Raw genomic sequence first — 3309 nt, 5'->3', positions numbered from 1 at the left:
GTTATACCATCCGCCTGCCAACAGGATTACCGGATGTGATGCACGAGATGATTCAAAGATGCCTAAAAACACAACAACTCCCGCAATCAACACCGCGACCGACATCCCCCTCTTCCTTGTGCCCCGGTTCTCGTATTACACCGGCAACACCGTACGAAGCGGCACCGACATCTTCGTTTCGGTCATCAACGGCCGACCGGCAGCCTATTTTCTCCTGCACTGGTCCGATCACAGGAACGACTGCATCCCCCTGCCGGAAGCGTGCGTCATCCGGCTCATAAAAAGCCTGGCCGTAATGCCGGACACAGAGCGGGGCGTGCAGTATTCGAACCTGGCGAAGTACGTGCCGGGGTTTTACGAACAACCGGATGAACCGGGGGACGTATTCTTTCTCAGGGAGGATGACGTGTGCCGGAAATACCGGGAACATTTCCGGCAGGGGCCGGAGAGTACGTGACGCTGGTCAATTTGTGAAGAAATTACCGCAAGGCATCGTCATTTTCTCACCCCGCTCCTTTTCTTTTATTATTATATCTGCAGGGACACCGGTGCCAAAACCTTATTCTGGTAAAACAGACTTAAACACCATGAGCACAATGTAACTCTGGCTGGCCAGAATTACACGCGGGATCGTAATGAGAATTCTGGAGAGGAAGACATATGCACGAAAGCCGGATGGGAATCACGGTTCGCCAGAACGGAGGATACCAGGCATATGTCCCAAAACCGCTGCCACCGGATCCCCCGGTGCATTTCGATGACGAACTTCATCACCTCCTTTCAGAAGCGGACCGGGCCCTCGCACGCCTGGATGGCATGACCACAATCCTCCCCAATGCCGATCTCTTCGTTGCAATGTACGTGAAAAAAGAGGCGCTGCTCAGCTCCCAGATCGAAGGTACCCAGGCATCGCTCCAGGGCGTGCTTGAGTTCGAAGCAGACATGGTCCCGGCCGATGACATTAACGAGGTCAAAGAAGTTATCAATTACATCCGGGCAATGGATGAGGGCATCAGGCGTACAAGCCATGAACTTTTTTCCATCGCGATCCTGCAGGAAATCCACCGGACTCTCCTTGAGGAAACACGAGGCGGCAAGAAAGAACCGGGAAAGATCCGCACCGTCCAGAACTGGATTGGCCCGCCGGGATCGGGCCTGCACTCAGCAACATTCGTGCCCCCACCCCCAAAAAAAGTGCCGGAACTGTTAAAGGACCTCGAATCGTTCATCGTCACCGATGACCGGATTCCCCCGCTCATCAAAATTGGCCTGGTACATTCCCAGTTCGAGACGATCCACCCATTTATTTACGGGAATGGCCGTATGGGGCGGTTGCTCATTACCTTTTATCTTTGCCAGAAAGGCATTCTTGCCCGCCCCCTCCTCTACCTGAGCATCTACTTAAAACAGCACCGTGAGGAATACTACAACAATCTCCAGAAAATCCGGATCGAAGGTGACTGGGAATCGTGGCTGAAATTTTTCCTTCGCGGCATCATCGAAGTATCAAAAGAAGCCCTTGCCAATGCAAAGGAGATCATTGCACTCAAGGAACGGCTCATCGATACCCTTGTCAAAAATACTGTCGGAGGGTTAAGCGCAGTCCGGCTCCTCGACCTCCTGTTCACAAAACCTGTCGTGACCGTTGCCGATATCAGTTCAGCGCTTGGCATCAGTCACCAGCCTGCCTATGACCTGGTGGACCAGTTCGAAAAACTGGAGATTCTCCGGGAAATTACCGGGAAAAAACGGTATAAAAAATACCTCTTTACTGATTACCTTCGGATCATCGAGCGGGGAACCGGGCAGTAATGGAGTTTTCTGGCACTTACCGGCTCATCTCCGCATCTTCCCCCCCTTTTCGCGCTCGATCAAATCCCCATCCCATCCTCCCGGAAACACCCCCGGGGAAATATTCACAGGATTTTTATAACGCGAATGACCATATCGCGTATGGATGACATGAGTGACTGGGCGGGTTATCGCGACCGGATCTGTTATCCCGCAGAAACATTCCTTCTTAAGTTTCGCGTTAAGGATAAAGAGCGCCTCATCAGCGCGATCATCAGCAACGCCTTCCTGAATGAAGACGTCCCGTTCGAGCAACTCAAAAACATTCCTGAACAACACAGCCTCGCGACGCTTGGCGACTTTGTCCTGGATTACGCGATCATCGCAAACTACCCCGTCACTGAAACAGTCACTCCGCAAAAGATCAACGATTTCCGGGAGCAGTACGGGAACAACACCACCCTTCACCGGTATGCCCGGGACTGCCTGCACTTACAGGAATATATCATCTGGGGATCGGACCAGCGGGCACAAAAAACCTGGAACCAGGAATCAACCTGCATCCTCGCAGACCGTTTTGAGATGCTCATCGGGGCAATCTATCTTGAAAAAGGCCTGAATGCAGTCCTGGAATTCTTAACAACGCACCAGTTTTTCAAAAAGATTGACGATCTCTGAAACATTCACGGCATGGGGGCCTGGCGATGAAGGAAATTGCAGTTTCACCCCGCACCCTCACCATTTATGAGGGCACGCAACCGGAACTACACTACGAACACCATGCATGATCCCTCCCTCCCGGAACCGGTCACCCGGTCGCAGATCCTCTTCTACCAGGCCGAAGACGGGAAGAGCCGGATCGAGGTCCGGCTTGACGAAGGGACCGTCTGGCTCACCCAGGCGCTGATTGCGGAACTGTACCAGATAACAAAACAGACAACCGGTCACCATATCAGGAATATTCTTGGAGAGCACGAACTGAACCCGGAAGCAACTGTAAGACAATATCTTACAGTTCGGGTTGAAGGACCGCGATCAGTGAACCAGACCACCGGTTATCACAACCCCGGCATAATCCCCGCCATCGGTTGCCGGGTCCGCTCCCGCCGTGGCACCCGGTTACGCCACATACCCCTTTGCTTTTTGCAGGAGCGCAAGCCGGTTCTCTATTGCGCTCTTCTGCGATTCCTCGATCAGGTCCACGATCTCACGGACCGGGATCTTCAGCGCCACTTTCTTGCTTGGCCGGCCTTTCCCGGAACCCGCCACCGCAGAGACCGAGATCCAGCCGTGGTCCTCCATGTGCTTGAGCGCGATGCTCACCTGCGGTTCGTTTAAGTCGGTCCCGTGCTCGATCTCGCGCATCGTCCCCTCCGTGTTCTTGAAGAGATACACCAGGACCCGGGCCACCGTACGCGGGGTGCCGGTCGCCACCAGCGCACCGACGAATTCCTCGTCCTTTTTCGTGAAGGTCAAAAGGGCTTTTTTATTCATGGCGTCACCTGTTTCATGTATCAT

4 protein-coding genes are annotated in these 3309 nt (G+C 53.5%); 3 read left to right on the top strand and 1 reads right to left on the bottom strand.

The annotated features are described in order from the left end of the window. Positions 1 to 58: 58 nt before the first annotated feature. From CW742_RS09335 to CW742_RS09325, 3 genes are all read left to right on the top strand, one after another. Entirely contained in the window at positions 59 to 457 is a 399-nt protein-coding gene (locus tag CW742_RS09335; RefSeq protein ID WP_292419549.1) for a hypothetical protein, read from the top strand. Between the two features lie 203 nt (positions 458 to 660). After that, complete coding sequence (locus tag CW742_RS09330) at positions 661 to 1812, top strand: Fic family protein (RefSeq protein WP_292419546.1); 1152 nt, start codon at positions 661 to 663, stop codon at positions 1810 to 1812. A 150-nt stretch (positions 1813 to 1962) separates the two neighbouring features. Beyond that, the gene (locus CW742_RS09325) at positions 1963 to 2469 is read left to right on the top strand and encodes a ribonuclease III domain-containing protein (protein ID WP_292419542.1); all 507 of its coding nucleotides are present in this window, start codon (positions 1963 to 1965) and stop codon (positions 2467 to 2469) included. Positions 2470 to 2910: 441 nt separating this feature from the next. Here CW742_RS09325 and CW742_RS09320 read toward each other — a convergent pair. Continuing rightward, positions 2911 to 3309, bottom strand: a 399-nt coding sequence (locus CW742_RS09320; protein ID WP_292419539.1) for a hypothetical protein, incomplete at its 5' end; no start/stop codon positions are given.

The sequence above is a fragment of the Methanoregula sp. genome (assembly GCF_002835825.1).
Classification (GTDB): Archaea; Halobacteriota; Methanomicrobia; order Methanomicrobiales; family Methanospirillaceae; genus Methanoregula.
The sequence above is the reverse complement of the archived record's forward strand: the minus strand, read 5'-3'. Positions and strand labels throughout refer to the sequence as shown.

What these genes read in the sequence shown, in the direction of transcription:
- CW742_RS09335 (WP_292419549.1), top strand. Translation starts at nt 59, where the DNA reads ATGCCTAAAAACACAACAACTCCCGCAATCAACACCGCGACCGACATC.
- CW742_RS09330 (WP_292419546.1), top strand. Translation starts at nt 661, where the DNA reads ATGCACGAAAGCCGGATGGGAATCACGGTTCGCCAGAACGGAGGATAC.
- CW742_RS09325 (WP_292419542.1), top strand. Translation starts at nt 1,963, where the DNA reads ATGAGTGACTGGGCGGGTTATCGCGACCGGATCTGTTATCCCGCAGAA.